The organism is Chelatococcus albus (assembly GCF_030067675.1).
Classification (GTDB): Bacteria; Pseudomonadota; Alphaproteobacteria; order Rhizobiales; family Beijerinckiaceae; genus Chelatococcus_A; species Chelatococcus_A albus.
Genome location: NZ_JASJEV010000008.1, coordinates 1 through 25387, shown reverse-complemented (window position 1 = coordinate 25387; position 25387 = coordinate 1). Strand labels below are relative to the sequence as shown.

At 65.8% G+C, this 25387-nt stretch carries 20 protein-coding genes, 1 tRNA gene and 1 pseudogene; 11 read left to right on the top strand and 11 right to left on the bottom strand.

Annotated elements, in window-relative coordinates:
• The first annotated feature begins 178 nt into the window (after positions 1-178).
• A complete protein-coding gene (locus QNA08_RS13430) occupies positions 179-1567 on the top strand; it encodes a TIGR03808 family TAT-translocated repetitive protein (protein ID WP_283741239.1) in 1389 nt (462 codons plus the stop codon).
• A gap of 90 nt (positions 1568-1657) precedes the next feature.
• Here QNA08_RS13430 and QNA08_RS13425 read toward each other — a convergent pair whose 3' ends face one another.
• The 4 genes from QNA08_RS13425 to QNA08_RS13410 form a co-directional block, all read right to left on the bottom strand.
• Positions 1658-2722, bottom strand: coding sequence for an acyltransferase family protein (locus tag QNA08_RS13425; RefSeq protein WP_283741238.1), 1065 nt, complete (start codon positions 2720-2722; stop codon positions 1658-1660).
• A 485-nt stretch (positions 2723-3207) separates the two neighbouring features.
• Positions 3208-4098 (bottom strand): LysR family transcriptional regulator, encoded by an 891-nt coding sequence (locus QNA08_RS13420; RefSeq protein ID WP_283741237.1) that lies wholly within the window; start codon positions 4096-4098, stop codon positions 3208-3210.
• Positions 4099-4161: 63 nt separating this feature from the next.
• Positions 4162-5124, bottom strand: a complete 963-nt coding sequence (trxB, locus tag QNA08_RS13415) for a thioredoxin-disulfide reductase (protein WP_283741236.1) — start codon at positions 5122-5124, stop codon at positions 4162-4164.
• A 46-nt stretch (positions 5125-5170) separates the two neighbouring features.
• Complete coding sequence (locus QNA08_RS13410; RefSeq protein WP_340322125.1) at positions 5171-6127, bottom strand: mitochondrial fission ELM1 family protein; 957 nt, start codon at positions 6125-6127, stop codon at positions 5171-5173.
• Positions 6128-6274: 147 nt separating this feature from the next.
• Between QNA08_RS13410 and QNA08_RS13405 the strand changes: the two genes are divergently transcribed.
• Complete coding sequence (locus tag QNA08_RS13405; RefSeq protein ID WP_283741234.1) at positions 6275-6757, top strand: Lrp/AsnC family transcriptional regulator; 483 nt, start codon at positions 6275-6277, stop codon at positions 6755-6757.
• 137 nt (positions 6758-6894) lie between these two features.
• On the opposite strand, the gene QNA08_RS13400 is transcribed toward QNA08_RS13405, so the two are convergent.
• The 4 genes and pseudogenes from QNA08_RS13400 to QNA08_RS19055 form a co-directional block, all read right to left on the bottom strand.
• A complete protein-coding gene (locus tag QNA08_RS13400) occupies positions 6895-7401 on the bottom strand; it encodes a hypothetical protein (protein ID WP_283741233.1) in 507 nt (168 codons plus the stop codon).
• A 176-nt stretch (positions 7402-7577) separates the two neighbouring features.
• Positions 7578-8051, bottom strand: a complete 474-nt coding sequence (gene greA / locus QNA08_RS13395) for a transcription elongation factor GreA (RefSeq protein ID WP_283741232.1) — start codon at positions 8049-8051, stop codon at positions 7578-7580.
• Between the two features lie 112 nt (positions 8052-8163).
• Positions 8164-11481, bottom strand: a complete 3318-nt coding sequence (gene carB / locus QNA08_RS13390; RefSeq protein ID WP_283741231.1) for a carbamoyl-phosphate synthase large subunit — start codon at positions 11479-11481, stop codon at positions 8164-8166.
• Between the two features lie 331 nt (positions 11482-11812).
• Positions 11813-12450, bottom strand: a pseudogene (locus QNA08_RS19055) (L,D-transpeptidase).
• Positions 12451-12693: 243 nt separating this feature from the next.
• Here QNA08_RS19055 and QNA08_RS13375 point away from each other — a divergent pair.
• The gene (locus tag QNA08_RS13375) at positions 12694-13101 is read left to right on the top strand and encodes a GtrA family protein (RefSeq protein ID WP_283741228.1); all 408 of its coding nucleotides are present in this window, start codon (positions 12694-12696) and stop codon (positions 13099-13101) included.
• A 13-nt stretch (positions 13102-13114) separates the two neighbouring features.
• On the opposite strand, the gene QNA08_RS13370 is transcribed toward QNA08_RS13375, so the two are convergent.
• On the bottom strand, positions 13115-13804 hold the full coding sequence (locus QNA08_RS13370; RefSeq protein ID WP_283741227.1) for a class I SAM-dependent methyltransferase: 690 nt from the start codon (positions 13802-13804) through the stop codon (positions 13115-13117).
• 185 nt (positions 13805-13989) lie between these two features.
• Entirely contained in the window at positions 13990-15201 is a 1212-nt protein-coding gene (gene carA, locus QNA08_RS13365) for a glutamine-hydrolyzing carbamoyl-phosphate synthase small subunit (RefSeq protein ID WP_283741226.1), read from the bottom strand.
• Between the two features lie 183 nt (positions 15202-15384).
• Between carA and QNA08_RS13360 the strand changes: the two genes are divergently transcribed.
• The 7 genes from QNA08_RS13360 (at position 15385) to QNA08_RS13330 (ending at position 24464) form a co-directional block, all read left to right on the top strand.
• Positions 15385-15867, top strand: a complete 483-nt coding sequence (locus QNA08_RS13360) for a GatB/YqeY domain-containing protein (RefSeq protein WP_283741225.1) — start codon at positions 15385-15387, stop codon at positions 15865-15867.
• A 178-nt stretch (positions 15868-16045) separates the two neighbouring features.
• A complete protein-coding gene (gene dnaG / locus QNA08_RS13355; RefSeq protein WP_283741224.1) occupies positions 16046-17962 on the top strand; it encodes a DNA primase in 1917 nt (638 codons plus the stop codon).
• Between the two features lie 264 nt (positions 17963-18226).
• On the top strand, positions 18227-20200 hold the full coding sequence (gene rpoD, locus QNA08_RS13350) for an RNA polymerase sigma factor RpoD (RefSeq protein WP_283741223.1): 1974 nt from the start codon (positions 18227-18229) through the stop codon (positions 20198-20200).
• A gap of 365 nt (positions 20201-20565) precedes the next feature.
• Positions 20566-20922 (top strand): hypothetical protein, encoded by a 357-nt coding sequence (locus QNA08_RS13345; protein ID WP_283741222.1) that lies wholly within the window; start codon positions 20566-20568, stop codon positions 20920-20922.
• 48 nt (positions 20923-20970) lie between these two features.
• Entirely contained in the window at positions 20971-22311 is a 1341-nt protein-coding gene (locus QNA08_RS13340; protein WP_283741221.1) for an adenylate/guanylate cyclase domain-containing protein, read from the top strand.
• 211 nt (positions 22312-22522) lie between these two features.
• Positions 22523-24250, top strand: coding sequence for a TadE/TadG family type IV pilus assembly protein (locus QNA08_RS13335; protein ID WP_283741220.1), 1728 nt, complete (start codon positions 22523-22525; stop codon positions 24248-24250).
• A gap of 138 nt (positions 24251-24388) precedes the next feature.
• Positions 24389-24464 (top strand) — tRNA-Ile (locus QNA08_RS13330).
• A gap of 14 nt (positions 24465-24478) precedes the next feature.
• Here the strand turns inward: QNA08_RS13330 and QNA08_RS13325 are convergent.
• Entirely contained in the window at positions 24479-24925 is a 447-nt protein-coding gene (locus tag QNA08_RS13325) for a tyrosine-type recombinase/integrase (protein ID WP_340322161.1), read from the bottom strand.
• Between the two features lie 191 nt (positions 24926-25116).
• Here QNA08_RS13325 and QNA08_RS13320 point away from each other — a divergent pair, with 191 nt between their 5' ends.
• On the top strand, positions 25117-25329 hold the full coding sequence (locus QNA08_RS13320; protein WP_283741219.1) for a hypothetical protein: 213 nt from the start codon (positions 25117-25119) through the stop codon (positions 25327-25329).
• Positions 25330-25387 lie beyond the last annotated feature (58 nt).

Below are 25387 nucleotides of genomic sequence, written 5' to 3'. Positions count from 1 at the left end.
ATCAAAGGCGGCACCCGGCCTGCGACGGCTGTGGATGCTCCCCGCGCGACACCGCGGGCCGCAGGCACGAGCGCAGCCCCTGTGGATGCAAAACGGCGCATTGCTGAATAGGAATTTATGCCTTGTGTTCCTTGAGGAGGCGATGTAGGATTAATTGCCTATTGAAGGAGGTGTCATTATGCCTACCTCGACTTCTCTCAATGCCTTTGATTTCGGTATGATTGCCAACAGCGGGACAGATCAGACGGCGAATTTCCAGAACGCGATTGACCAGGCGGGCGCCCAGGGCAAGCCGCTGTACATCCCGGCGGGCGTCTACAACGTCAACACCGTCGGCCTGTCCCAAACCCTGGAGATCTATGCGACGAAGGGCTCGGCTCTCTTCGTTCCGGCGGGCGGAAGCATGTCGCTGCGCGTCGCCCCGGCGGGTGCCGGCCGCGTCGCGAATGTCGTCCTTCGCGGCCTGAGCTTCGACGGCGCGAGCCAGAACCCGTCGAGCGTGCCGAATGCCGTCGTCGACTGCTCCCGCGCCGATCGCCTGCTGATCGCGGATTGCGAGGTCAGGAATGCGAAGGCGAAGGGCATTGCGCTCGACGGCTGCCAGGGCGTCGTGCGCAACAATGTTGCGTCGAACTGCTACGACTATGCGATTTTTTCCTACGATGGCGCGGGAGTGGCCATCGAGGGCAACACGCTCCTCGACAACGCCAACAACGGCATAGGTGTCTGGCGCGGCAGCTTGGGAGAGGACGGAACCGTCATCCGCGGCAATCGCGTGCAGCGCACGCGCAACGAGCTCGGCGGCACCGGCCAGTACGGCAACGGTATCGTCGGCTTTCGCGCCGGCAACGTCATCGCCGTCGACAACTTCGTCACGGACTCGGCCTTCTCGGCCATTCGCTACAACAGCGTGAGCAATGGTCACATCGCCTGCAACGAATGCTTGCGGTCGCGTGAGGCGGCGATCTGGGTCGAGGCGCCGGGACCGAACGACCGCTACGAGGGCGGTATCGTCTCCGGCAACACCGTGAAGGACTGCGGGGCTGGTATTCTCGCCGTCAATGTCAATTTCGGCGGCCGGCGTGTCGTCGTGGTCGGCAATCAGATTGTCGCGGCGCGTGCCGGCTCCTTCCAGACGAGCCAGGATGGACAGACGTTCACCTATACCGTCCCGGGCCGGGGAGTCCACGGCGAGGGCGACGTCCTGGTCACGGGCAATATCGTGGAGGACGTCGACGACTGGGGCGTGGTGCTCGTCCCCGTCAACTTCGACCCGTCGACCGTCGGAGCGCAGAAGATCCTCGCCCAGGCGACGGATAACATGCTCAAGCGCTGTGCAGGCGGCATCGGCTTCGTGCAGAGTGATACAATCTACGGCCGTGCCTTCGTTGGCGGCAACGTCGTCGGCGAGTTCAGGCCGAGCACGAAGTTCGCTGCCATATGCGCCGTCAACTACGACGGCTCGAACAACGACGTCAGTCGGGTGAGTGGTGCCGCGGACCTGGGCAATGCCACGAGCTCGCCCTATCCGAACGTGGCCGTCGATCGCAACTTCTCCTTCACTTGAGCTGCCCTAGGCGCGACGATGCTTCGGGACTGGCCCTGGAAAGGGCCGGTCCCCTCACCCTGCTTTCGTCTGGCAAGTCGGCCGGTGACGTCAGCCGGGCTGGAGCGCCGGGCGCGACAGCAGGCTCCGAATCCAGTGGCGGACGGGCCGCTCGAACCAGCGATGGCAGGCGAGGGCGAGTGCGATGATGAAGAGCCCCGTCAGCACCGACTTGACGACGAGGCCGGTACCGGCGGTCGGGCCGATGTGCTTGACGAGGATGAGGACGAGCACGTGCAGCATGTAGAGGGAGTATGAGGCACCTCCGAGCGCCACCATGGCCGGCCGTGTCGTGATGTCGTGTGGCCGGGTCCGCTCGGCCAGCGGCGCGGTGACGATGGTGAGAGCCATCAGCGCCAGCACGCCCGCGTCGGGAAGGCCGAGATGCATGGCCGCGACGATCGCCAAGAACGCCGCATGCGGCACGGCCCATGGCAAGGCGAGCCGCGGGTCCGCCGAGCGGTACGCGCGAGCCAAGGCGGCGCCCAGCCAGAAGGACGGCAGGGCGCGCAGGTTGCCGAAATCGTAGCTGAGCTCGAAGAGGCCATGCCCTCCCTCCGCCCGACGCCACAGGGCGAGCGCCGCCATGAGAACGAGCGCCATGGCGATGCTGGGAGAGGCGCCCCAGCGGCCGATTACCAGCGCGATGGCCGGGAAGAGCAGATAGACGAAAAACTCGGCACTGATCGACCACGATGGCCCGTTGAAGGTGAGGCCGCCCACTGTGCCCCAAGCGTGCAGCAACGCCAGATTCCATGGCAGACTGGCGAGATCGTACTGCTCGGCGTGGTTGATGACGATGCCTGCGTGCGTGGCGGCCGCGCCCATGGCGGCAAACAACAGCGCCGTGACGACATGGAGGGGATAGATGCGGGCGAGGCGGCGCCAGAGGAAATCGCCGTAGCCGCGCAGCGTCGTCGCGCGCTCCGCATAGGCCGTCATGATGACGAAACCACTAATTATGAAGAAAAAATCGACAAACATGTAAAGTCTATCGGCGATTAATGTAACTTTTTCCAAGCCAAACTCGAATTCCTGATTCATGTGATAGAGAACAATTCCCATCGCTGCCATGAACCGATAGCTGTCCAATGCGAGAAAGCGAGCGCCATGCATGAGTAATGTCCTTGGCGAAAGGCTGTGACGCAATCGACTTGCATGAAAACGCGGACTGACGCTGACTTTGGCGGCACCGTTGGGCCCACGGGTAGGTCGGAACGCGACGGACCCTGTGGTCGGGGCCGAGCGACACTCACAATCCGCTGTCACGCTAATCTGGCCAAGGGGCGGCGCCAAGGCGTTTTGCCGTGGCGCCCGGTCCGAATGCCGCGGGAAGGGCTTTCATCGCCGGCCCGCTGGCGCTTGTCGTGGGGGAATGAAAAAAGGCCGGGTTCCTTTGGAGGAACCCGGCCTGAAGTCAGGTCTGACCAGAGGTCAGAACACTTCCAGAGGGGAACGGCCGAAATGAGCTCTACGCCGGGAGGAGGTGCGGAGCCCATCGCCTTCAGCCACGAGTGATATCGCCCTTTGCCTGCCTTTTTGCAATGCAACATGCGGCATGACAGCCATGCACATGCCGCATGTTTGATCACCCGGTCTGCTCAGTAGGTCCAGCGCTGCGCCTTGCTGATCAGGAAGTCGCGGAATACTTGGACGCGCGCGACGCTCTTCATCTCCTCCGGATAGACGAGGTAGCTGTCGAGCGAGGGCATTTCGACGTCAGTGAGGATCTGTACGAGGCCCGTGCCAGGTTCGACCAGGTAATCCGGCAGGATCGCGAGGCCGGAGCCCTTTTCCACCGCCTTCTTCAGCGCTGTGATGTTGTTCACCATGAGGTGGTAGGTGCGCGGATCCTTGGGATCGCGGCCTGCGGTGCCGAGCCAGTGCGTTGCGAGAAGGTAGTGGGGAACCGTTCCGCCGAAGGACATGATGCGGTGGTTGTCTAGATCGGCGAGCTTTTCGGGCTGTCCAAATCGTTTCAGGTATTCCGTGGACGCATAGACATGGAAATGAACGGTGAACAGACGCCGCTGAATGAGGTCGCCCTGCGTCGGCTGCCGCAGCCGGATGGCCACGTCCGCCTCGCGCATCGACAGGTCGAGCTCCTCGTCGGTGAGGATGAGCTCCACCTTCACCTCCGGATAGAGGTCGAGGAACTCGCCGAGGCGTGGCGTCAGCCAGTGCGAGCCGAGGCCGAGCGTCGTCGTTACCCGCAGCGTTCCCGACGGCCGCTCGCGCGAGTCGGCGAGCCGCGCCCGCGTCGCGTCGAGGCGCATGGTCATGTCGCGCGCGGCCCGGAAGAGCAGTTCTCCCTGCTCGGTGAGAATGAGGCCACGCGCGTGACGGTGAAAGAGAGGCGCCCTCAGCTCGCGCTCGAGCGCGCTCACCTGCCGACTGACCGCCGATTGGCTCAGCCCCAGTTCGTCGCCCGCACGGGTGAAGCTCCCGGCCTCGGCGACGGTATAGAAGATGCGAACTTTGTCCCAATCCACGGCCGCCCCCGGGCCCGATGTTGTCGTTCCGCCACGCGTAGGCACAGCGGCGTTTCCTCTCGATCATTCCGCCGCTTCGCGTTCGGCTTCTTGTGCGGCGAGCCAGCGCTCGGCCTCGAGCGCGGCCATGCAGCCGAGGCCTGCGGCCGTGACGGCCTGCCGGTAGGTCTCGTCCGTCACGTCGCCGGCGGCGAAGACGCCGGGCACGTTCGTCGTCGCCGTTCCGGGTCTCGTCTTGATGTAGCCGGACGGGCGCATGTCCACCTGGCCGACGAAGAGCTCGGTGGCGGGCTTGTGGCCGATGGCAATGAAGACGCCGTCGGCCTTGCGTTCGGAAACCGCGCCGGTCTTCACGTTCCGCAGGCGCACGTGGGTGACGCTCGGCGGATTGTCGGTGCCGCAGATCTCCTCGAGCGTCGTGTCCCACACGACCTCGACCTTCGGATGCTTGAACAGCCGATCCTGCAGGATGCGCTCGGCGCGCAGTGCGTCGCGCCGGTGCACGAGTGTCACCTTGGTGGCGACGTTGGTGAGGTAGAGCGCGTCCTCGACGGCAGTGTTGCCGCCGCCGATGACGATCACCTCCTTGTTTCGGAAGAAGAAGCCGTCGCACGTGGCGCAGCCTGAGACGCCGAAGCCCTGGAACTTCTGTTCCGAGGGCAGCCCGAGCCACTTCGCCTGCGCGCCGGTGGCGATGATCAGCGCGTCGCAGGAATAGGTGTCGCCGCCGTCACCCTTGAGGCGGAATGGGCGCCGCGACAGGTCAGCTTCGACAATATGGTCAGAGATCATTCGCGTGCCGACGTGCTCGGCCTGGGCGCGCATCTGCTCCATGAGCCATGGCCCCTGGATGACGTCGGCGAAGCCCGGATAGTTCTCCACGTCCGTCGTGATCATGAGCTGCCCGCCAGGCTGAAAGCCGGAGACGAGTGCCGGCTCGAGCATGGCGCGGGCGGCATAGATCGCGGCCGTGTAGCCCGCCGGGCCGGAGCCGACGATCAGGACCTTGGCATGCGTGTGTGTCATAACGAATGTCCGCTCGCGGCGGCCTGCCGCCATTGTCGCACGGCAGTCAACCGCGCGGAGGAGTGTTAAGACGCGCCCGATGCGCCGCAAAGGCTGTCGCGATCGCCTCGGCGATGATCGGGGTGGAATCTAAGGGTGCGTATGCGCCCCCTTCAAGTCGTCCATGAAAGGTGCGCACAGCTCCCGCGCGTGTGAGACCTTCAAGCAACGCTTTGATCTTCCGGTGTCCGCCCGAAGGCTCGAAAACGAGTATCGGGGCACCGGTCGCCGCCGCTTCGCCAAGCATATTGGTCGAATCCGCGGTCACGACGATCGAATCGGCAAGCGCCAGCAGTGCGACATAGGGATTGTCGCCGGTGCCGTCCCAGAGATAGCCGCCAGAGCGCGCGATGAGCGCCTTGATTGCGTCGCGCAGGGCGACCGGGGTGCGCCGCGAGGTGGTGGCCATCAGAGCGACGCCACTCTCGGCGAGGCACGACAGTTCGGCCGTGAAGCGGGAAATGTCCTCCGCGGTGAAGCGGTGGTGGCGGCTCGAACCGCCGACGAGGACGGCTGCCCGGGGGGGCGGCAGGGCGGCGAGCACCGGCGGCGGATCCATCCGCGCGGCTGCGAGCCGCGCCGCGGAGATGCGGTGCGGCGGCGTCAACGTGGCGAGCACGTTCGGGCCGCGCAGGCGGTCATGCGCCGACACCCAGATGAAATCACCGGTGCCGGTGCGCGGATCCTTGAGGATGACGGTGAAGGTGCGCCCGCCCGAGGCACGCTTGACATGTCTCACATAGGCGATGGCACGGCGCCCCGAAGCGATGAGGAGATCGGGATAGGGCGGTGCGACGGGGCTTTCCCGCCGCCGCGGGGCCTCGCGGGGGTCGATCGGCCCATAGGGCATCAGCCAGGTGAAGGGCGCGCGCGGCGCGACGCGCCGGACCTCGGGCGCAAGGCCGAGCGCCTCGGCCACGGCAAGGCACTGGAGTTCGTCGCCGGCCTTGCCGTCGGTGAGCACCCAGGCGGTGACGTCGCGCAACATTACAAAAGCCTTCGCGGACCGACCGTGCCGAATCGTTCTACAAGGAGGTGGCCGGCTGCCCCTTGTATCGGGTTCGAGGCCGGTCTAAACAGCCCCGGTTTGCGCCTGAAGGGACCGTTTCGTTTGCGCTCTCGCCTCGATGCCACCGACTGGAAGATCCTGCGGGAACTCCAGGACGACGGCCGCATCACCAACGTCGAACTCGCTCGCCGTGCCGGCATCTCGGCTCCGCCGTGCCTGCGACGGGTCCGCTCGCTCGAAGAGGCAGGCATCATCAAAGGATACCGCGCGATCCTTGACGAGAAGAAGCTCGGCTACGAGGTGACCTGCTTCGCCATGGTTCAGCTCGCGAGCCAGGCAGAGACCGACCTCGGCAATTTCCACGAGCGCATCCGTGCTTGGCCGCTGGTGCGCGAATGCTGGACGCTGTCGGGCGACATCGACTTCATCCTGAAGTGTGTTGCGCCCGACCTCAAGGCCTTCCAGAGCTTCGTGCTGGAACTCACGGCCCTGCCCAATGTGCGCAATGTGCGCACGGCCCTCACCCTCGACCTCGTCAAGGACGAGCCGATTGTGCCGATCTCCCGCGAAGCGGCCCCGGCCTAGCGTCCTTTCTGCCGAAGCCGATACCGGTTGGGTACCGGGCCGACGGCCCGCAACGTGACAATGATCTGGTCACCGATCGGTCGAACACGCTTTCCGATCCGGGGAGGTCGGAGGCGCGCTTGGCGCCCGACGGCAGTTCAGATCATGCGGCGTGCCCAACCGGCAAAGTGCCTGGTGAGTGCCAGGACACGCTGCCGGTCGATGTCGGGTTGATACCAGGCACCCGCCGACGCAGCGGGAACGGCGGAGAGAATCGGCTTGCGCTCCAGGACCTGCCGCCCGCCGGCCGTTACGACGAGGAGCTCTCCGTCGAGGTAGTCATTGGTGCCATTGCCGCCACTGCCGTTGAAGCGCGGTCCGCCGCCGCTGCCGACATAGGCGGGCAGCGACATGCCGTTGATGCGGGCGACGAGCATGGGCGCGCCGCGGGCGCCCGGTGCGATGCGGCCGACGAACTCGCGCCGCAGGGAGTCGTCGAGGCTCTCCGCCACGAGATCGGCCCAGGGACCGAGGCCCTGGACCCGCAGCGCCGAGACGTCGACGGCGATCCGCGAGAAAACCTGGCCGCCCGCCTGAGCGACCGCGCGGCCGGTTAGGCCGGCTGCAGCGAGGCCGGCGAGCAACGCGCGACGAGACAGGGACATGATCCACTCCGATCCAACCCGGCCATCTGCCCCAGTCCGTCGCCGAGGCCGAGGCTTGCGCCACGTCATCCACTCAGCCAAACGGCGAGACGGGGCCCCGTCTCGCCGCAATATGGGGTCGCGTCCTGCCCTCGGCAAACCGGCTCGCGGAAACCGGAGCCCAAGCGTCTGCGCCGTCAGCCGAAGACGACGTTGACAATCTCGTAGGACTTGCCGCCGCCCGGCGTGTTCACTTCGACGGAATCACCGATCGTCTTGCCGATGAGCGCGCGCGCCACGGGCGAGGTGATGGAGACGCGACCGGAGCGCACATCTGCCTCGGGCTCCCCGACGATCTGGTAGATCTTTTCTTCCTCCGTGTCCTCGTCGACGAGGGTCACGACGGCGCCGAACTTGACCGTCTTGCCGTTGAGCTTGGTGACGTCGATGATCTCGGCGCGGGACAGCAGCCCTTCGAGTTCCAGGATGCGTCCTTCGTTGAGGCTCTGCGCCTCCTTGGCGGCGTGATACTCCGCATTCTCCGATAGATCTCCGAGCGCGCGCGCTTCGGCAATCGCCTCGATAATGCTCGGACGGTCCTGCTGCTGGCGGCGCTTCAATTCCGCCTCCAGGGCCGCGTAGCCGGCGGCCGTCATCGGGATCTTGTCCATTCGTCCTTCTCTCACAACAAACGCTGCGCCCCGGGGCAAATGAAGATGCCCCGCGACGTGCCGCGAAACTCACTGAAACGACGGCCGGTCAGGAGACCGGCGTACCTCGCGCTCAAGTGCGCGCCGGGAAATACTCCTGCAGCGCCCGCACCTCGAGGTCACCATCGAGATACGCCTTGATGCCCTCGGCGGCTGCCACCGCACCTGCAAGAGTGGTGTAGTAGGGCACTTTATGCAAGAGGGCGGCCCGGCGCAGCGAGCGGGAATCATTGAGGGCCTGTGCCCCCTCCGTAGTATTGAACACCAGGGCGATCTCGCCGTTCTTGATGGCATCCACGATGTTGGGGCGCCCCTCAAGAACCTTGTTGATCCTTGTGGAGGCGACGCCGTTTTCCTCGAGGAAGCGCTGCGTGCCCGAGGTGGCGACGACCTTGAAGCCGAGCCCCGTGAGGAGCTTCACGGCCGGCAGGATGCGCGGCTTGTCGCCGTCGCGCACGGAAACGAAGATCGTGCCTTCGGTTGGTACCTTGGTGCCGCCGCCGAGCTGGCTCTTGGCGAAGGCGACGCCGAAGCTGCGGTCGAGCCCGATGACCTCGCCCGTCGAGCGCATCTCCGGGCCGAGGAGCACGTCGACGCCGGGGAAGCGAGCGAAGGGAAACACCGCTTCCTTGACACCGATGTGGGTAAACTCCTTCGGCGCGAGGCCGAAACCCGAAAGCCGCTCGCCGGCCATGATGCGGGCGGCAATCTTGGCGATGGGTTCGCCGATGACCTTGGCGACAAAGGGTACGGTGCGCGAGGCGCGCGGATTGACCTCCAGCACGTAGATCTCGCCGTCCTTGATGGCGTACTGCACGTTCATCAGGCCACCGACCTCGAGCGCGAGCGCAAGCGCCTTCGTCTGGCGCTCGAGCTCGGCGATCGTCTCCCGCGCGAGCGAGCGCGGCGGCAGGGAGCAGGCCGAGTCGCCCGAATGGATGCCCGCCTCCTCGATGTGCTCCATGATGCCGGCAATGAACACGTCCTTGCCGTCCGACAGGCAGTCCACGTCCACCTCGATCGCATCCGAAAGATAGCGGTCGAAGAGGAGCGGGTTCTTGCCGAGGAGCGTGTTGATCTGGCCCGTCTTGTCGTTGGGATAGCGGGCCTTGATATCGTGTGGCACGAGATGCGGCAGCGTGCCGAGTAGGTAGTCGTCGAACCTCTCTTCGTCGCGGATGATCTCCATCGCCCGCCCGCCGAGCACGTAGGACGGGCGCACGACGAGGGGCAGGCCCACCTCCGCCGCGATGAGGCGCGCCTGCTCGACGGAATAGGCGATGCCGTTCTTCGGCTGCTTGAGGCCGAGCCGGTCGAGGAGGCGCTTGAACCGGTCGCGGTCCTCGGCGAGGTCGATGGCGTCGGGCGACGTGCCGAGGATCGGGATCTTCTCGTCTTCGAGGGCCTCGGCGAGCTTAAGCGGCGTCTGGCCGCCGAACTGCACGATGACGCCGTGCAGCGTGCCATTCTCGCGTTCGGTGTCGATGATCTCGAGCACGTCCTCGGCCGTGAGGGGCTCGAAATAGAGCCTGTCGGACGTGTCGTAGTCGGTCGACACCGTCTCCGGGTTGCAGTTGACCATGATGGTCTCGTAGCCAGCCTCGTCGAGCGCGAAACAGGCGTGGCAGCAGCAGTAGTCGAACTCGATGCCCTGGCCGATGCGGTTCGGCCCGCCGCCGAGGATGACGACCTTCTTCGCGTCCGAGGGCCGCGCCTCGTCCGCGGGTCGGCCGGCGAAGGGCGGCGCGTAGGTTGAGTACATGTAGGCCGTGGGCGAGGCGAATTCGGCAGCGCAGGTGTCGATGCGCTTGAAGACGGGGCGCACGCCGAGGCTGCGACGCAACGCCTTCACTTCCGCTTCCGTCTTGCCGGCGAGGACGGCAAGCCGCGCGTCCGAGAAGCCCATCGCCTTGAGCTGCCGGAAGGCGCCCGGCGTCTGCGGCAGGCCGTGGGTGCGTACCCTCGCCTCGGTCTCGATGATGCCGCGCATCTGCGCCAGGAACCATGGGTCAATGCGGCAGGACTCGTGGATCTGCGCGTCGTCCACCCCGAGACGCATCGCCTGGGCGACCTTGAGCAGCCGGTCGGGCGTCGGCGTGCCGATGGCGGCCTTGATCGCGTTCTTGTCGTCGCCGAGGCCGAGGCCCGGGATCTCGATCTCGTCGAGGCCGGTGAGCCCTGTTTCGAGCGAGCGCAGCGCCTTCTGCAGCGATTCCTGGAAGGTGCGGCCGATGGCCATGGCCTCGCCAACCGACTTCATGGCCGTCGTCAGCACGGGCTCGGCGCCGGGAAACTTCTCGAAGGCGAAGCGCGGGATCTTGGTGACGACGTAGTCGATCGTCGGCTCGAAGGAGGCTGGCGTCGCGCCTCCCGTGATGTCGTTGGCGATCTCGTCGAGCGTGTAGCCGACGGCAAGCTTCGCCGCGACCTTGGCGATGGGGAAGCCCGTGGCCTTGGAGGCGAGCGCCGATGAGCGCGAGACACGCGGGTTCATCTCGATCACGATCATGCGCCCGTTCTCGGGGTTGATCGCGAACTGGACGTTCGAGCCGCCGGTCTCGACGCCGATCTCCCGCAGGACCGCGATCGAGGCGTCGCGCATGACCTGGTATTCCTTGTCGGTCAGCGTGAGCGCCGGGGCGACCGTGATGGAATCGCCCGTGTGAACGCCCATCGGATCGAGGTTCTCAATGGAGCAGACGATGATGCAGTTGTCCTTCTTGTCGCGGACGACCTCCATCTCATACTCCTTCCAGCCGAGCACGCTCTCCTCGATGAGCACCTCGCTGGTGGGGGAGGCGTCGATGCCGCGCTCCACGATGTCGATGAACTCCGCCTTGTTGTAGGCGATGCCGCCGCCGGTGCCGCCGAGCGTGAATGAGGGGCGGATGATGGCCGGCAGGCCGATGTCCTCGAGTGCCTCGAGGGCCTGGGCGAGAGTGCGCACGTGATGCGAGCGCGGCGTTTCGAGGCCGATCTTGGTCATCGCCTCGCGGAACAGCTCGCGGTCCTCGGCCTTGTCGATGGCGTGGGCGGTCGCGCCGATCATCTGCACGCCGTATTTTGCGAGCACGCCCATCTTCTGCAGCGACAGGGCGCAGTTGAGCGCCGTCTGGCCGCCCATGGTGGGCAGGAGCGCGTCAGGGCGCTCCTTGGCGATGATCTTGGCCACGACTTCCGGCGTGATCGGCTCGACGTACGTCGCATCCGCCAGCTCTGGATCCGTCATGATCGTGGCCGGGTTCGAGTTGACTAGGATGATGCGGTAGCCCTCCTCGCGCAGGGCCTTGCACGCCTGGGTGCCGGAATAGTCGAACTCGCAGGCCTGGCCGATGACGATCGGCCCCGCGCCGATGATGAGGATCGAGGAGATGTCGGTGCGTTTGGGCATGCGTCTCGCTCGCTGTTCTGCTCGCGTTGTCGGTTGGCGCCCCGGGCCGAAGGGTCGGACGGGGCGCATAAAAAAAGGCCGCGCCATCGGCCTCGCGGAAAGCCGGAGCGCGTCCCCGTGTCATCCGTGTGGGCGAGAGGATGCGGCGGTCACGCGACCGCGCCCTCGAGAGACGTGCTCCTGCCCGGATCAACCCGGCCTCATAGACGAGAATCGCGGGGGAGGGAAGGGCTCGCAGGCGGCAAGCGCAAGGCCGGCGCGCCGGATTACCGCTCCGCTCGCGGTTTGCCCGCATGCCACCCGGCTTCGGCCCGGCGGACGGCCGCAGCCGTCATGTCAGATACGGATGAACGAGCACGCGCGTCCCCGTCGGGACGCGCTGGCAGAGGCCGATGACGTCCTCGTTCAGCATGCGGATACAGCCGCTCGAGACGTCGCCGCCGATCGTCCAGGGCCTGGTGGTGCCGCGGATGCGATAGAGCAGGTCCCTGCCGTCGCGGTAGAGGTAGAGGGCGCGGGGACCGAGGGGATTGTCAGGGCAGCCCTTGACGAACTTCGGAATGTCCGGCCGGCGCTGCAGCATCTCGGCCGGCGCGTTCAGTTCGGCCAGATAGCCTTCCGCTGCACCGAGGCGCTGCCGAACCATTGGAAGCCCTCGCGTCCCACACCGACCCCGTAGCGGATTGCCGAGTTGTCGTCGCGCGTCACATAGAGGAAATGCTCGCGCGTATCGATGACGATCGAGCCCGGCAGCTGACCATTGGGGTAGGCCACGAGCTGGCGGCGGAAGGCAGGGTCGATGAGCGTCAGGTTGATGCGGCGATTAAGGACGCCGTGATCCTCCGCCATGCCGTCGAAATAGTCCTCCTCGCTCAGGGACAAGGCCGGTGTCGCCCGCCAGCCGCTGGCGGCTGCGGCGAGCGTGAGAAGGCCCTTCGCGACGAATGCTCTGCGATCGAGGCGCGTCATGTGGCGATCCCCTCTCGTGGGGGGCTCGTGGGTCCGGCCGGCAGGAGCGGGATGATCGAAATCTACCAACGGTTGAGTTGATGGCAATATCGTACCGCGCAGGGGGGGCGGCGGAGGCCAGCTCCCTTCGCCCGGCGGTCGCGGATTGTCCGCAGCCGGCGTCGGGGCGAGGGCTATTGACTTGCAGATCGATCGTCCGGACAGGTAGGGCAGCCTTCCGGATCAAGTGTCCCAACCCGCACCATGACCGCTGCCGACAGCATGCGCCTCCTCGTGCGTCAGATCGTGACTTTCGCCGGGGTCGGCGTGCTCGCCGCCGTCGGCCATTACGGCACGCTGATCGGCCTCGTGGAACTTGCCCGCGTCGCGCCCGTTCCAGCGACGCTCGCGGGCTTCGTCGTCGGCGGCGTCGTCTCCTACGGGCTCAACCGCCGCCACACCTTCGCGAGCGACCGTCCGCACCGCGAAGCCACCTGGCGGTTTGCGCTGGTGGCTGCCGTCGGCTTTCTGTTGACCGGCCTCTTCATGCACCTCTTCGTCGACCGCTGGGGCGCGCCCTATGTCCCGGCGCAGCTCGTGACGACCGGGCTCGTCCTCATCTGGACCTTTCTCGCCAACCGGATCTGGACCTTCGCGTCCGCTGGACGGTGAGCGTCGCAGCCCATCAGGCCGGCCGCGCCAGGAAGGTCATGCGCGCTTGGTTGTGGCCGAGGTTCGGGCGCCAGCGCTCGGCCGAAAAGCCCGCGGCCCCGAGCAGCGCCAACAGATCAGCCTCCTCGTACTGCGACAGCCCGAGCCGGCCGCGGATCTTGCGGTAGTCGGAGAAGAAGGTGCGCACGAGGCCCGCGACGGCTGCAAGCAGGAAGCCCCCCCTGAGGGCGAAGGAGAGGAGGGCGGCGGCGTCGGTCACGGGGCTCACTTTCGGCGGAACGACGTCGGCGATAACGAGCAGGCCGGTGGACTTGAGCTTGTCCTTCCAGAGGCGGAGTAGCCCTTCCAGTTCGGTGCGACTCAGATACTGGACGAGCGAGTTCATGACCACGAGGTCGAGGCTCGACGAGGGAAGCGCCTCGATCTCCTCCGGCGCACGCACCGAGATCTTCGGGTTGGCGCCGAAGAGGGCCTTCAGTCTGTCGCGTACCAGTGGAGCCTGATCACAGAGGATGAGAGAGGACGCGTGGCGCGCCACTTCGTCCGCCGCCAGGGCCTCGCCGCAGCCGTAGTCAAGGACCGTGGCATCGGGGGAGGGCACGAGCGTCGCCAAGTCCCGCGCGACAAGCCGGTAGTGCAGGAGCTTGTGACGCTCGCTGACGTAGATCGGCGTGTCGGAATTCCAGAAATCGCGCCAGTTCATGCATTCCCCCATGCGGCGCGGTCAGGGCCGCATGGTCTCACTAGCGCATTTTGCGCCAAACTGGACACTGGTTCCGTGAAGAAGCAGGGGCAGCAGTGAGGGGGAATGTAGCGCCCCCGGGGCCGACGGGCTCGGGAAGCGCGCTGTCTCAGAGGGAGGAGGAAAAGGCTCAGACCAAAAGTCTGTCAGGCGGCCGCCTTCTTGGCCTTCTCGGCCTCGATCATCTCGACGAAACGGTCGAAGAGGTAGTGGCTGTCCTGCGGGCCGGGGCTTGCCTCCGGGTGGTGCTGCACCGAGAAGGCCGGGCGGTCGGTCAGCGCGATGCCGCAGTTCGAGCCGTCGAAGAGCGACACATGGGTTTCAACGGCGTTCGGCGGCAGCGTCGCGCGGTCGACCGCAAAACCGTGGTTCATGGACACGATCTCGACCTTGCCCGTCGTCACGTCCTTCACCGGATGGTTTGCGCCGTGGTGGCCCTGGTGCATCTTGGTCGTCTTGGCGCCGACAGCGAGGCCGAGCATCTGGTGCCCGAGGCAGATGCCGAAGGTAGGCACCTTCTTGTCGAGGAGCGCCTTGATCACCGGTACGGAATATTCGCCCGTCGCTGCCGGGTCGCCGGGGCCGTTGGAGAGGAAGACCCCGTCCGGCTTGAGCGCAAGCACGTCCTCGGCGGTTGCGGTCGCCGGCAGGACGGTGACCTTGCAGCCGCGCGAGGCGAGCAGACGCAGGATATTGCGCTTCACGCCGTAGTCGAGCGCGACGACATGGTGCTTCGCCTCGCAGCGCCGGCCGTAGCCTTCGCCGAGCGCCCAGGTTGTCTCGTCCCATTCGTAGCGCTGAGCGGCGGTGACGAGCGGCACGAGGTCGAGGCCGTCCATCGACGGGAGCCCGGCAGCGAGCGCCTTCAGCCGGTCGAGGTCGAAATTCCCGGACGGATCGTGGGCGACGACCGCGTTCGGCATGCCTTTCTCGCGGATGAGCGCGGTGAGCGCGCGAGTGTCGATGCCCGAGAGGCCCACGATTCCGCGCGCCTTGAGCCAGGCGTCGAGGTGGCGGGTGGCGCGCCAGTTGGCGGGCTCCGTGATGGAGGCGTGCACGATCATGCCGCGCACGCCGGAGGCCGCGGCCATGTTGACCGTCTCGATGTCCTCCTCGTTCGTGCCGACGTTGCCGATGTGCGGGAAGGTGAAGGTGATGATCTGCCCGGCATAGGAGGGGTCGGTCAGGATCTCCTGGTAGCCGGTCATCGCCGTGTTGAAGCAGACCTCGCCGGTCGCCTCGCCCTCGGCGCCGAGGCCGAAGCCTTCGAGCACCGTGCCGTCGGCCAGCACGAGAACGGCCGTCGCGCGCGGCTCTTCCCAGCCGCCCGCGGCCTTGTCGTCTTGCAGCGTCGTCATGATCGGTTTAAGCCCTGCGCCGGCTTGGGAGCCGGTCATGAGAAAGGCGGGCCCCAAGCCTGCCGGCCGCCCGCTCGACTGAGGCGGAACCTAAGAAGTGACGGCGCGCCCGTCAACGTTCCATTCGTGATCGACACCATTCAGGCCGATAGGTCTCCCCATGAGCGAAAGCGAGAGGCTGCAATGAGCGAAGTGACGGGCGGTTCTTCCCTGCGCGAGCGTTTCACCCACGCTCTCAAGGAGGCAATGAAGGCCGGGGACAAGCGGCGCCTCGCCACCGTGCGCCTCATCCAGGCGGCCCTCAAGGACAAGGACATCGAGGCCCGCGGCTCCGGCAAGGGCCAGGCGAGCGACGAGGAGGTCCTCGCCCTCCTGCAGAAGATGATCAAGCAGCGACAGGAATCGGCCTCGATCTACGAGCAGGCCGGCCGCGGCGAGCTCGCCACCCAGGAGAAGGAGGAGGCCGAGGTGATCACCTCCTTCCTGCCGCGCCAGATGGACGAGGCGGAGATGCGCGCGGCGATCACCGCCGAGATCGCCGCGACGGGCGCCACCGGCGTGAAGGACATGGGCAAGGTCATCGCCGGCTTGCGGGGGAAGTTCGCCGGTCGCATGGATTTCGCCAAGGCGAGCGGCCTCGTGAAGGAGTTCCTCGCCAAGGGTTGAGGTGGCCGAGGGGCGGGGCGAGGCCAGGGCAGGGTGATCTCCCTCGCCCTGTGGAGACAGTGGAAAAGTCGGAGAATTCGGCCCCTCCGGCCCCCCATCGTGCGTCGCCTCCACTCCGGCTTGCGGAAGCCGGTGGCGCGTGCGCTAACATCACCGCCGCAGCTGACGACGAGCCCCGATGCGCTACCCACCCTCCGTTCTCGAAGAGATTCGGAGCCGTCTGCCCGTCACGGCAGTGGTGGGCAAGCGCGTACGCCTGCAGAAGGCCGGGCGCGAGTGGAAGGGCCTCTCGCCCTTCAACGCGGAGAAGACGCCCTCCTTCTACGTCAATGACCAGAAGGGCTTCTACCACTGCTTCTCCTCCGGCAAGCACGGCGACATCTTCACCTTCCTGATGGAGGTGGAGGGGCTCTCCTTCCCCGAGGCGGTCGAGCGGCTGGCTGCGGAGGCGGGCGTGACGCTGCCCAAGCTCTCGCGCGAGGCCGAGCGCGTGGAGGAGGAGCGCAAGAGCCTGCACCAGGTCTTGGAACTTGCCTGCGCCTTCTTCGAGGCGACCCTGCAGGGCAGGGAGGGCGGCAAGGCGCGCGGCTATCTCGCCGGTCGTGGCCTCGGGCCCGAGATCCAGAAGCGCTTTCGTCTCGGCTATGCCCCCCCCGAGCGCTTCGCCCTGCGCGACCATCTCGCCGCCACGGGCGTGCCGCCGCAGATGATGATCGATGCGGGCCTGCTCGTCGCCGGTGAGGAAATCAACGTCCCCTACGACCGCTTTCGCGATCGCGTCATGTTCCCGATCTGCGATGCGCGCGGACGGGTGGTCGCCTTCGGCGGGCGCGCGATGAGCGCCGACGTGCCGGCAAAGTACCTCAACTCCCCGGAGACGCCACTGTTCCACAAGGGGTCGCTCCTCTACAACCACCACAATGCACGCAAGGCTGCCCACGACCGCGGCACGGTCATCGCCGTCGAGGGGTATGTGGATGTGATCGCCATGAGCGCGGTGGGCTTTCCCCACGCGGTCGCGCCTTTGGGCACGGCGCTGACCGAGGAGCAGCTCGCCCTGCTCTGGCGCATGGCGGACGAGCCGATCCTGTGTTTCGACGGCGACCGGGCTGGGCGCAAGGCCGCCTTCCGCGCGATCGATGTGGCGCTGCCCCTCCTGCAGCCGGGCAAGTCCCTCCGCTTCGCCCTGCTGCCAGAGGGCCAGGATCCCGATGATCTCAGCCGCTCCGGTGGGGCGGCCGCCATCGATGCCGTGCTCGCCGGAGCGCGCCCTCTCGTCGATGTGCTGTGGGCGCGCGAGGTGGAGAGGGCGCCGCTGGATACGCCCGAAAGGCGGGCCGCGCTGGAGCGTCGCATCGGCGACTTGCTGTCGCACCTGAAGGACGAGACGCTGCGCCGCCACTACCGCGCCGAGATCGGCGCGCGCCTCGCGGGCCTCATGCCGGGTGTCATCGGGCCGCGCCGCGGGGCCGGTCGTCCGCCAACCGGACATCGGGGCGGGGGCGATGCCCGCGGGCGCTTCCTACCGGCTGAGGAGCCCTTGCGGGCGAGCCCCGCCCTCGCCCGGCATCCGTTGTTTGCCGCGGCTGGCCGGGAATCCCCGCGTGAGGCCTTGATTCTCTTGGCTCTTCTCGCACACCCGCCGCTGCTTCTGCGCCACTGCGAGATGATCGCCGGGCTTGAGCTGACGGGGGCTCAGGCGCGGCGTCTGCGCGCCAGGATGGTCGACGTGGCGGCGAGCGAGGAGGAGCACGATTCCGCCGCCCTGCGCGACCGCATCGCAGAGGCCGGGCTCGGCGCTGTGCTCGTCGATCTGGAGCGCGTCGTGCGGCCTGGTGACCGCTGGGCGCTCGCCCCCGACGCCGATATCGATGCCGTCTACGGGGCTTTGCATCAGGCCGTCACCTTGCATCGGCGCGCGCACACGCTACATACCGAACTCAGAGCGGCCGAGCGCGCGCTCGCCGAGGAAGAGAGCGAAACCAACCTCGCCTGGTTGCTGGACGTACGGGCCCAGATATCGTCCCTGGAGGGGACGGAGGCTGACGTCGATGGGGTGAAACCCGAGGGGCAGGGTGTGGGGCTTCCCTCATGAGTGCGCCGATCGGGCGGAGGGGCACGTCCTCACCACGCCGGCCTGGAGCCGGCGGAAAGGTTGCATCTGCGCTACGTGCAGTTGTAAGGGGCGTGTTCGCCGCCGACGACTGGGGATGGTTAACGGTTAGTCAAGCGATCATACGGTTGTATCGGCCAAGAGGTGTGACGGGTGGCCGGGCATCGATGCCCGCGCTGCCTTTTTGTCTGTGACCGCGCCCCCATGCCGGGCCGGCGCGCAGCCGGGGCGAGTGGAGCAATAGCCATGGCGACGAAAACGACGGAACGGGAAGAGACGCAGGAGGCGCCTGAGACGCAGGCCGACGGCCCGCTGCTCGACCTGACCGATGCCGCCGTCAAGCGGATGATCAAGCTCGCCAAGAAGCGCGGCTACGTCACCTATGACGAGTTGAACGAGGTCCTCCCCTCGGAGGAGTTCTCCTCGGAGCAGATCGAGGACGTGCTGGCGCAGCTCAGCGAGATGGGCATCAACGTCGTCGAGTCCGAGGACGCCGACGAGAACCAGTCCGACGAGGGAGAGGAGGAGGAGGTCGACGGCGGTGACCTCGTCGAGGCCTCGCGCCCCGTCCCCGTGAAGGTGGAGCGCACGAGCGAACCGGCCGAGCGCACCGACGACCCCGTGCGCATGTATTTGCGCGAGATGGGCTCCGTCGAGCTCCTGTCGCGGGAGGGCGAGATCGCCATCGCCAAGCGCATCGAGGCGGGGCGTGAGGCGATGATCGCCGGGCTCTGCGAGAGCCCCCTGACCTTCCAGGCCATCATCATCTGGCGCGACGAGCTCGTCGACGGCAAGGTCCTGCTGCGCGACATCATCGATCTCGAGGCGACCTACGCCGACCCCGAAGGCAAGGGTGCCACGGGCGGCGAGATCGGCGACGGCGAGGCCGGCGATGGTCTCGACGAGCCGCCTGTTCCGGAAGGAGAGGGTGAGGACGACGATATCGAGAACAACGTGTCCCTCTCTGCCATGGAGGCGGAGCTGAAGCCGCGTGTGCTCGAGACCTTCGACGCCATCGCCGACAACTACAAGAAGCTGCGGCGCCTGCAGGACCAGGACATCGAGAACCGCCTGCAGAACCTCAAGCTCTCTCCGGCCCAGGAGCGCAAGTACAAGAAGCTCAAGGACGACATCATCGTCGCCGTGAAGTCGCTGTCGCTCAACCAGAACCGTATCGACGCCCTGGTCGAGCAGCTCTACGACATCAACAAGCGCCTCATCGGCCTCGAAGGCAGGCTCATGCGGCTCGCCGAGAGCTATGGCGTGGCGCGCGAGGACTTCCTCAAGCAGCACCAGGGCTCGGAGCTCGACCCGAAGTGGATCCTGCGCGTGTCCAAGCTCGGCACGCGCGGGTGGAAGGACTTCGTCGCCAAGGAGAAGGACCGGATCAAGGAGCTGCGCCAGGAGATCCAGACGCTCGCCTCCGAGACGGGCCTCGAGATCCACGAGTTCCGCAAGATCGTCTCCATGGTGCAGAAGGGCGAGAAGGAAGCCCGCCAAGCCAAGAAGGAGATGATCGAGGCCAACCTCCGCCTCGTGATCTCGATCGCCAAGAAATATACTAATCGCGGCTTGCAGTTCCTGGACCTCATCCAGGAGGGCAACATCGGCCTCATGAAGGCGGTCGACAAGTTCGAGTACCGGCGCGGCTATAAATTCTCGACCTATGCCACCTGGTGGATCCGTCAGGCGATCACCCGCTCGATCGCCGACCAGGCGCGCACCATCCGCATTCCGGTGCATATGATCGAGACGATCAACAAGATCGTGCGCACGTCGCGCCAGATGCTGCACGAGATCGGCCGCGAGCCGACGCCTGAGGAACTCGCCGAAAAGCTCGCCATGCCGCTGGAGAAGGTGCGCAAGGTCCTCAAGATCGCCAAGGAGCCGATCTCGCTCGAGACGCCCATCGGCGACGAGGAGGATTCCCACCTCGGCGATTTCATCGAGGACAAGAACGCCGTCCTGCCGATCGACGCGGCGATCCAGTCGAACCTGCGCGAGACGACGACGCGCGTCCTCGCCTCGCTCACCCCGCGCGAGGAGCGCGTGCTGCGCATGCGCTTCGGCATCGGCATGAACACGGACCATACCCTTGAGGAGGTGGGCCAGCAGTTCTCGGTGACGCGCGAGCGCATCCGCCAGATCGAGGCGAAGGCGCTGCGCAAGCTGAAGCATCCGAGCCGGTCGAGGAAGCTGAGGAGCTTCCTCGACAACTAGAAGCAAGCCAAGGGGGCCCTCGCGGCGCGCTGCTTCCTGGCGGCGCGTCGTGGACAAGGCCCATGGGTGCGAGATCCGAGGGCCCGCCGTATCGATGGCGCGCCCTTCACATTCGGCTTGACGCCGGGCCGAGCAGTCGGAGCGCCATGCGGGCGTCCGTGGCCATCATGTTCTCGCAATGCTTCGCTGGCGATATGCTTCCTGTCCGCGTAACCCGCCGGACCGGGGCAGGGCTCCGATCGGGGCGCCCGGCTTCCCCGCATCTCCACGCCTTGCTAGCAGGTGTCATGCTGCGGTCGAGCGTCTCCCTTGGTCTCGTCGCTGTTCTTCTCGCCCTTTGCCAGATGACTACCCGGGGGCAAGGGATGATGATCGCCCCCACCGGCCGCCCGGCCGGTGTGGTCAACGAGGGTGTCTTGTTCGACCGTGCCAGAGCCGTTGCCATCCTGCCGGATGGCGAACGCTTTCAGGGTCAGGTCGTGGTCGAACGGACGCGAACCATGGCCGACGAGACGATCCGGCACCGATGGGGCCGGTCGAGCACGCTGTCTCATCGCGAGACGACCTGTAGCTCAAGAGCCTCGGGTGTCCTCTTCGGTCGTTCGGGCGGGTCGATGACCTGCGCCCTGATGCTCAACGATCCGTCGTTTGGCTTCATGACGGGGGGATTTGGTGAATGCTCCCTGTCGACGGGAGAGATCATTCCGGTGCAGTTCGGCTGACACCGTGGGCAAAGAGCCTCTTGGTGGGTAGGAGGCTCTTGCCAATCGATGTCTGCGCGCCCACATCTGCGCGGCATGACCGCTGATATGGCCGCCCCCGTTCTCGATGCCGGCTCCTCGGCCGGTCCTCTCCACCACGCCGGCCTTGGTGAAGGCCGCGGCGCTTCGCCGTTCGATTGCCCTGCCTGTGCGTCGTCCTACGAACTCGCCAGGCATCTTTCGCCCGAAGCCCTGCGCGCAAGCGTTGCCCTGCGCGACTGGCTGCTCAACGAGGCGCGTCAGTCACGCGATTCCGTCGAGATCCTGAGCGGCCTGTGCGAGCGTCTGAACGCTGCCGGCGTGCCGGTCGACAGGGCCTCCCTAACGGTCGAGACGCTCCATTCCGAACATGCAGCCGTGGCCCGCCTATGGGTCAAGGGACAGGGTGTAAGACGGCACGCCTATCCCTACCTGCCGAACGCGCGCGACAGCTATACGCGCAGCCCCTTCTACCACGTGCATCAGACCCGTACGTGGCTTGCACTGTGGCTGCCCGACACGCCGGACGAACGATTCGGCATCGTGCCCGAGCTGAAGATGATGGGTTACACGCACTATCTGTGCTTCCCTGTCTTCTTCGCCAACGGTGACGAGAACGGCATTTCCTTCACAACGAAGGCGGCCGGCGGCTTCTCGGCCTCGGACATCGCACTCCTTCACGCCATCATGCCGGCGGTCGCGGCCGTCATGGAGATCTCGGCGAGCTACATCACGCTCGATCACGTTCTGCGCATCTACATCGGTAACGAGCCGCACGAACGTGTGCTGTCGGGTGACGTGCGCCGCGGGCAGGTAAGCCGTATCCGCTCCGCCATCCTCTTTGCCGACATGCGTGGCTACACGCGTCTGACCTCGACGCTGGCGCCGGAAGAGACGGTGGCCCTGCTCAACCGTTATTTCGATTGCCTGGTTCCGCCGATCGAGGCGGAGGGGGGTGAGATCCTGAAATATATGGGTGACGGTCTGCTTGCGATCTTCCGCGATCGTGGCGACGACACGGGTGCGGCGGCTCAGTCCGCCCTCACGGCCGCCCAGAACGCGCTGGCGCGCCTTGCCGAAGAGAACGCCAGCGGCCTGCTCTCGGTGCCGCTCCAGGCCGGCATCGCGCTTCACCACGGGGAAGCGGCCTACGGCAACGTCGGTTCGGGCGAGCGCCTCGACTTCACGGTCGTCGGGCGCGACGTCAATTTGACGAGCCGTCTCGCGCGCCTCAACAAGACCCTCGACGAGCCGCTGCTCATGTCGCGTGCCTTCGCCGACCATCTGTGGGCCGATCCGGAGCCGCTTGGCGCCTTCGCCCTCGACGGTCTCGCGGAAGAGGTTGCGGTATATCGGCCGCGGCGCCGCTGAGGCGAGGGCCGTGCCGCGCGGCCGCACCTCGCCGACTTGTCGCAATTTCAATGCAGAATGCGACAAATTTAGTATTATTTTGCCTTAGTATTTTGCATAATCATTACATTTAAGCGGATGTGTGAGGGGGTGTGGATTTTTCGGAATTGGCGAAACACCGAATTTACGGATGGCATGCCAGTCTTCCTGGAGGTTTTTCTCGGGATGGCGAATGCGGATGCTGTCGGCCCTGCAACGGTTTCTCATTGCTTGCCAGCGCAGCGAAGCCGGCAATATCGTGGTGTGGTTCGCCTTGGCCCTGACGCCGCTGATGCTCGGCATCGGCTCGACGATCGATTACACGCGCGCCGCGTCGCTGCGCGCCAAGCTGCAGCAGGTGACGGACGCCACGGTGCTTGCCATCGCTCCGATGGCGCTCTCGCGGTCCGACGCGGAGGTGACCGATGCGGCCAAGCGCTATTTCGCGGGCGCGATGGCTCGTGAGTTCCCCGGCGCCTCGACGGAAACCATGGCGGAGCACGCGTTCGTCGATTCCGTCACGATCAGTTCCGCCCGCACCGAGGTGAAGATCCGGACGGTCGCATACTACGAACCGGTGTTCATGGCGGCGCTCGCCTCCGGCGTTGGCCAGACGGCGCGTGTGACGCTCGGCGCCTTCGCGCGCTCGCTTCTTTCCAACGACAGCTACGAGATCGCGCTGGTGCTCGACAATTCCGGCTCGATGGCCTCGAGCGCAGGCGGCAAGTCGAAAATGGACGCGACAAAGGAGGCCGCACTCAAGCTTGTCGACGCCCTCTTCCCGATCGACGCGATGGTACAGCAGACGGCCACCTCCGGCCCGCGCATGCAGATCTCGCTCGTGCCCTTCACCATATCGGTCAAGGTGGGCAAGGAGTTCAAGGATGCGCCGTGGATCGATACGGCAGCGAAGTCACCGATCCATTGGAACAACCTCACGCGCGATCTCTCGACCCCGGGGGCCTGGGTCCCGGCTTCGCGCTTCAAGCTCTTCGAAGAGCTCGGCGTCGAATGGGCAGGCTGCGTCGAAGCGCGGCGTGGTGACTGGGGCGTGAAGGACATCGCCGCCGACTACGGCTCCACGACCAGTGCGGATGCCTATTTCGTACCGCAATTCGCCCCGGATGAACCCGGCGACAAGGATAAGACGCGGTTCTACCTGCCGAGCGGTGCCTACTACACCTATAACAACAGCTATCTGAACGACAACGGCGGCGCCTGCAGCGGCAAGGCCCCGACCGATGCGACGACGCTGCAGAACCGTGTCTGCAAGTACAAGATCAACAAGAATGCGGCGATGCTGAGCACGAGCCGCGGCCCCAACTACAATTGCGACGCCATGCAGCTTGTGCGCCTGACGGACAGGCCGCGGGACCCGGGCAGCGTGGTCAGTTCGATCAATGCAATGAGGGCGGCCGGCAACACGGACCTGCTCGAAGGCTTCATGTGGGGTTGGCGCAGCATCTCGCCGAACGCCCCCTTCCGCAACGGTCGCAACTACGGGGCACCAAACAACCACAAGGTCGTCATCCTGATGACCGACGGCATGAACGCCTGGAATTCGGCGAACAACCCCAACAAGTCCGTCTATTCGCCCTTCGGCTACTACACGAACGACCGTTTCGCGCCGCAGTTCACCGGCATCACGACATCGGGCAAGGCTCGCGATGCCCTCGACGCCCGCACGTTGCAAGCCTGTGCCAACGCCAAGGCGGACGGCGTTACCGTCTATACTGTGGGTTTCAGCACGTCGACCGACCCGATCGACGACAAGGGGCTCGCATTGCTGAAGCAATGCGCGACGCCCGACGATGCAGCGACCGGCAAAAAATATGCCTTCGTCGCCAACGACAGCGCGCAGATCGTGCAGGTCTTCGAGGAGATCGCGCGGAATCTCGGGTCCCTGCGCATCGCCGAGTAGACAGCCCCCAGCGCTCACGGACTGGCCGGGCGCCCGCACGACGTAGGCGGGGCGCGGGCCGCCCCGCGCAAGGCCATTGCGTGCGTCCCCCTGTTGCCGCTAGACAGCAAGGATCTCAGGCGGCGTACTTGCCGCTCGGGGCCAGTAGCTCAACGGTTAGAGCCGGCCGCTCATAACGGTCTGGTTGCAGGTTCGAATCCTGCCTGGCCCACCAAGTTTTTCAATAAGTTAGACAGTTTTCTTTGGGACTGCGTCTGGTTTCCCCTCAGATATGCCCACAGAAACGACGCGACGATGACGCCTGCCAAGCGCGGTGGCGGCGCCCTTCAGATAATCGGGGTGATGGTCCCCGTAAGTCCGCTCGACCATTTCCGGCGACATGCCAAGGAACCCGGCCGCCTCCCAAATCGGGACCCCAGCTTGCATCAGCCAAGTCGCGGCCGTGTGCCTGAGCGTGTGGGGCGTCACATTGCCTTCAAGTTTGGCAAGGCCGACGGCGCGAGCGAACCCGGTCTTTACGGATGCAATAGGCTTGCCGTTCCACTCGACGAAATGGGTGGCGGCGATCTTCTTATCTTTCCAGCGGCGCATGTGCGCAAGCAAATGAGGCGGGACAGGAACAGGGGGTTGACGTTTGTTGGTCGCCTTTTTGCCCTCGGCGAGCCGATAGAATATCCCGCGATCAAGGTCGACAAATGAACGCCCCTCAGGGGGACGCCCGCTTTGGCATAGATCAGGCGCTCGAAGTTCGACTCGATTCGATCGAGGGCGCCGTCGAAGGCGTCGCCGAGCAGAGACCGGAAGGCTCTCTTGAGAGGCGTTTGAATGTCAGTGACGTAAGCCTCGGGGGCATCGTGTAAGAGCCCATGCACGCGAAGGCGCTCGGGCAGCAAGTCGGCGACGAGCACCGAATGCTGAGCTATCGTGAAGGGGGCGAACGTATGCCCGCCGTAACGGGTCGACTGCGCAAGAGAACGTGCGACGTCGACGAAATCAATATCGTCGAGCGAGGGGCTCAAAAGGTCGACGAGGCGACCGGAAAAGGTCTCTTTATCGGTCGTGACCTGCCCCCTTCCTGATCCCTCGGTTTGAGTGAGAGTCCGTCACCTAGAGGAGACGGACGTGAAGAAGAGCAGG

Bases quoted from the DNA above. Each gene is read 5' to 3' on its own strand.
- trxB (WP_283741236.1), bottom strand. From the start codon at position 5,124: ATGACACACACGCATGCCAAGGTCCTGATCGTCGGCTCCGGCCCGGCG.
- greA (WP_283741232.1), bottom strand. From the start codon at position 8,051: ATGGACAAGATCCCGATGACGGCCGCCGGCTACGCGGCCCTGGAGGCG.
- dnaG (WP_283741224.1), top strand. From the start codon at position 16,046: ATGCGCTACCCACCCTCCGTTCTCGAAGAGATTCGGAGCCGTCTGCCC.
- QNA08_RS13425 (WP_283741238.1), bottom strand. From the start codon at position 2,722: ATGCATGGCGCTCGCTTTCTCGCATTGGACAGCTATCGGTTCATGGCA.
- rpoD (WP_283741223.1), top strand. From the start codon at position 18,227: ATGGCGACGAAAACGACGGAACGGGAAGAGACGCAGGAGGCGCCTGAG.
- QNA08_RS13320 (WP_283741219.1), top strand. From the start codon at position 25,117: ATGCACGCGAAGGCGCTCGGGCAGCAAGTCGGCGACGAGCACCGAATG.
- carB (WP_283741231.1), bottom strand. From the start codon at position 11,481: ATGCCCAAACGCACCGACATCTCCTCGATCCTCATCATCGGCGCGGGG.
- QNA08_RS13340 (WP_283741221.1), top strand. From the start codon at position 20,971: ATGTCTGCGCGCCCACATCTGCGCGGCATGACCGCTGATATGGCCGCC.
- QNA08_RS13360 (WP_283741225.1), top strand. From the start codon at position 15,385: ATGAGCGAAGTGACGGGCGGTTCTTCCCTGCGCGAGCGTTTCACCCAC.
- QNA08_RS13400 (WP_283741233.1), bottom strand. From the start codon at position 7,401: ATGTCCCTGTCTCGTCGCGCGTTGCTCGCCGGCCTCGCTGCAGCCGGC.
- QNA08_RS13370 (WP_283741227.1), bottom strand. From the start codon at position 13,804: ATGAACTGGCGCGATTTCTGGAATTCCGACACGCCGATCTACGTCAGC.
- QNA08_RS13345 (WP_283741222.1), top strand. From the start codon at position 20,566: ATGATGATCGCCCCCACCGGCCGCCCGGCCGGTGTGGTCAACGAGGGT.
- QNA08_RS13375 (WP_283741228.1), top strand. From the start codon at position 12,694: ATGACCGCTGCCGACAGCATGCGCCTCCTCGTGCGTCAGATCGTGACT.
- carA (WP_283741226.1), bottom strand. From the start codon at position 15,201: ATGACGACGCTGCAAGACGACAAGGCCGCGGGCGGCTGGGAAGAGCCG.
- QNA08_RS13335 (WP_283741220.1), top strand. From the start codon at position 22,523: ATGCGGATGCTGTCGGCCCTGCAACGGTTTCTCATTGCTTGCCAGCGC.
- QNA08_RS13430 (WP_283741239.1), top strand. From the start codon at position 179: ATGCCTACCTCGACTTCTCTCAATGCCTTTGATTTCGGTATGATTGCC.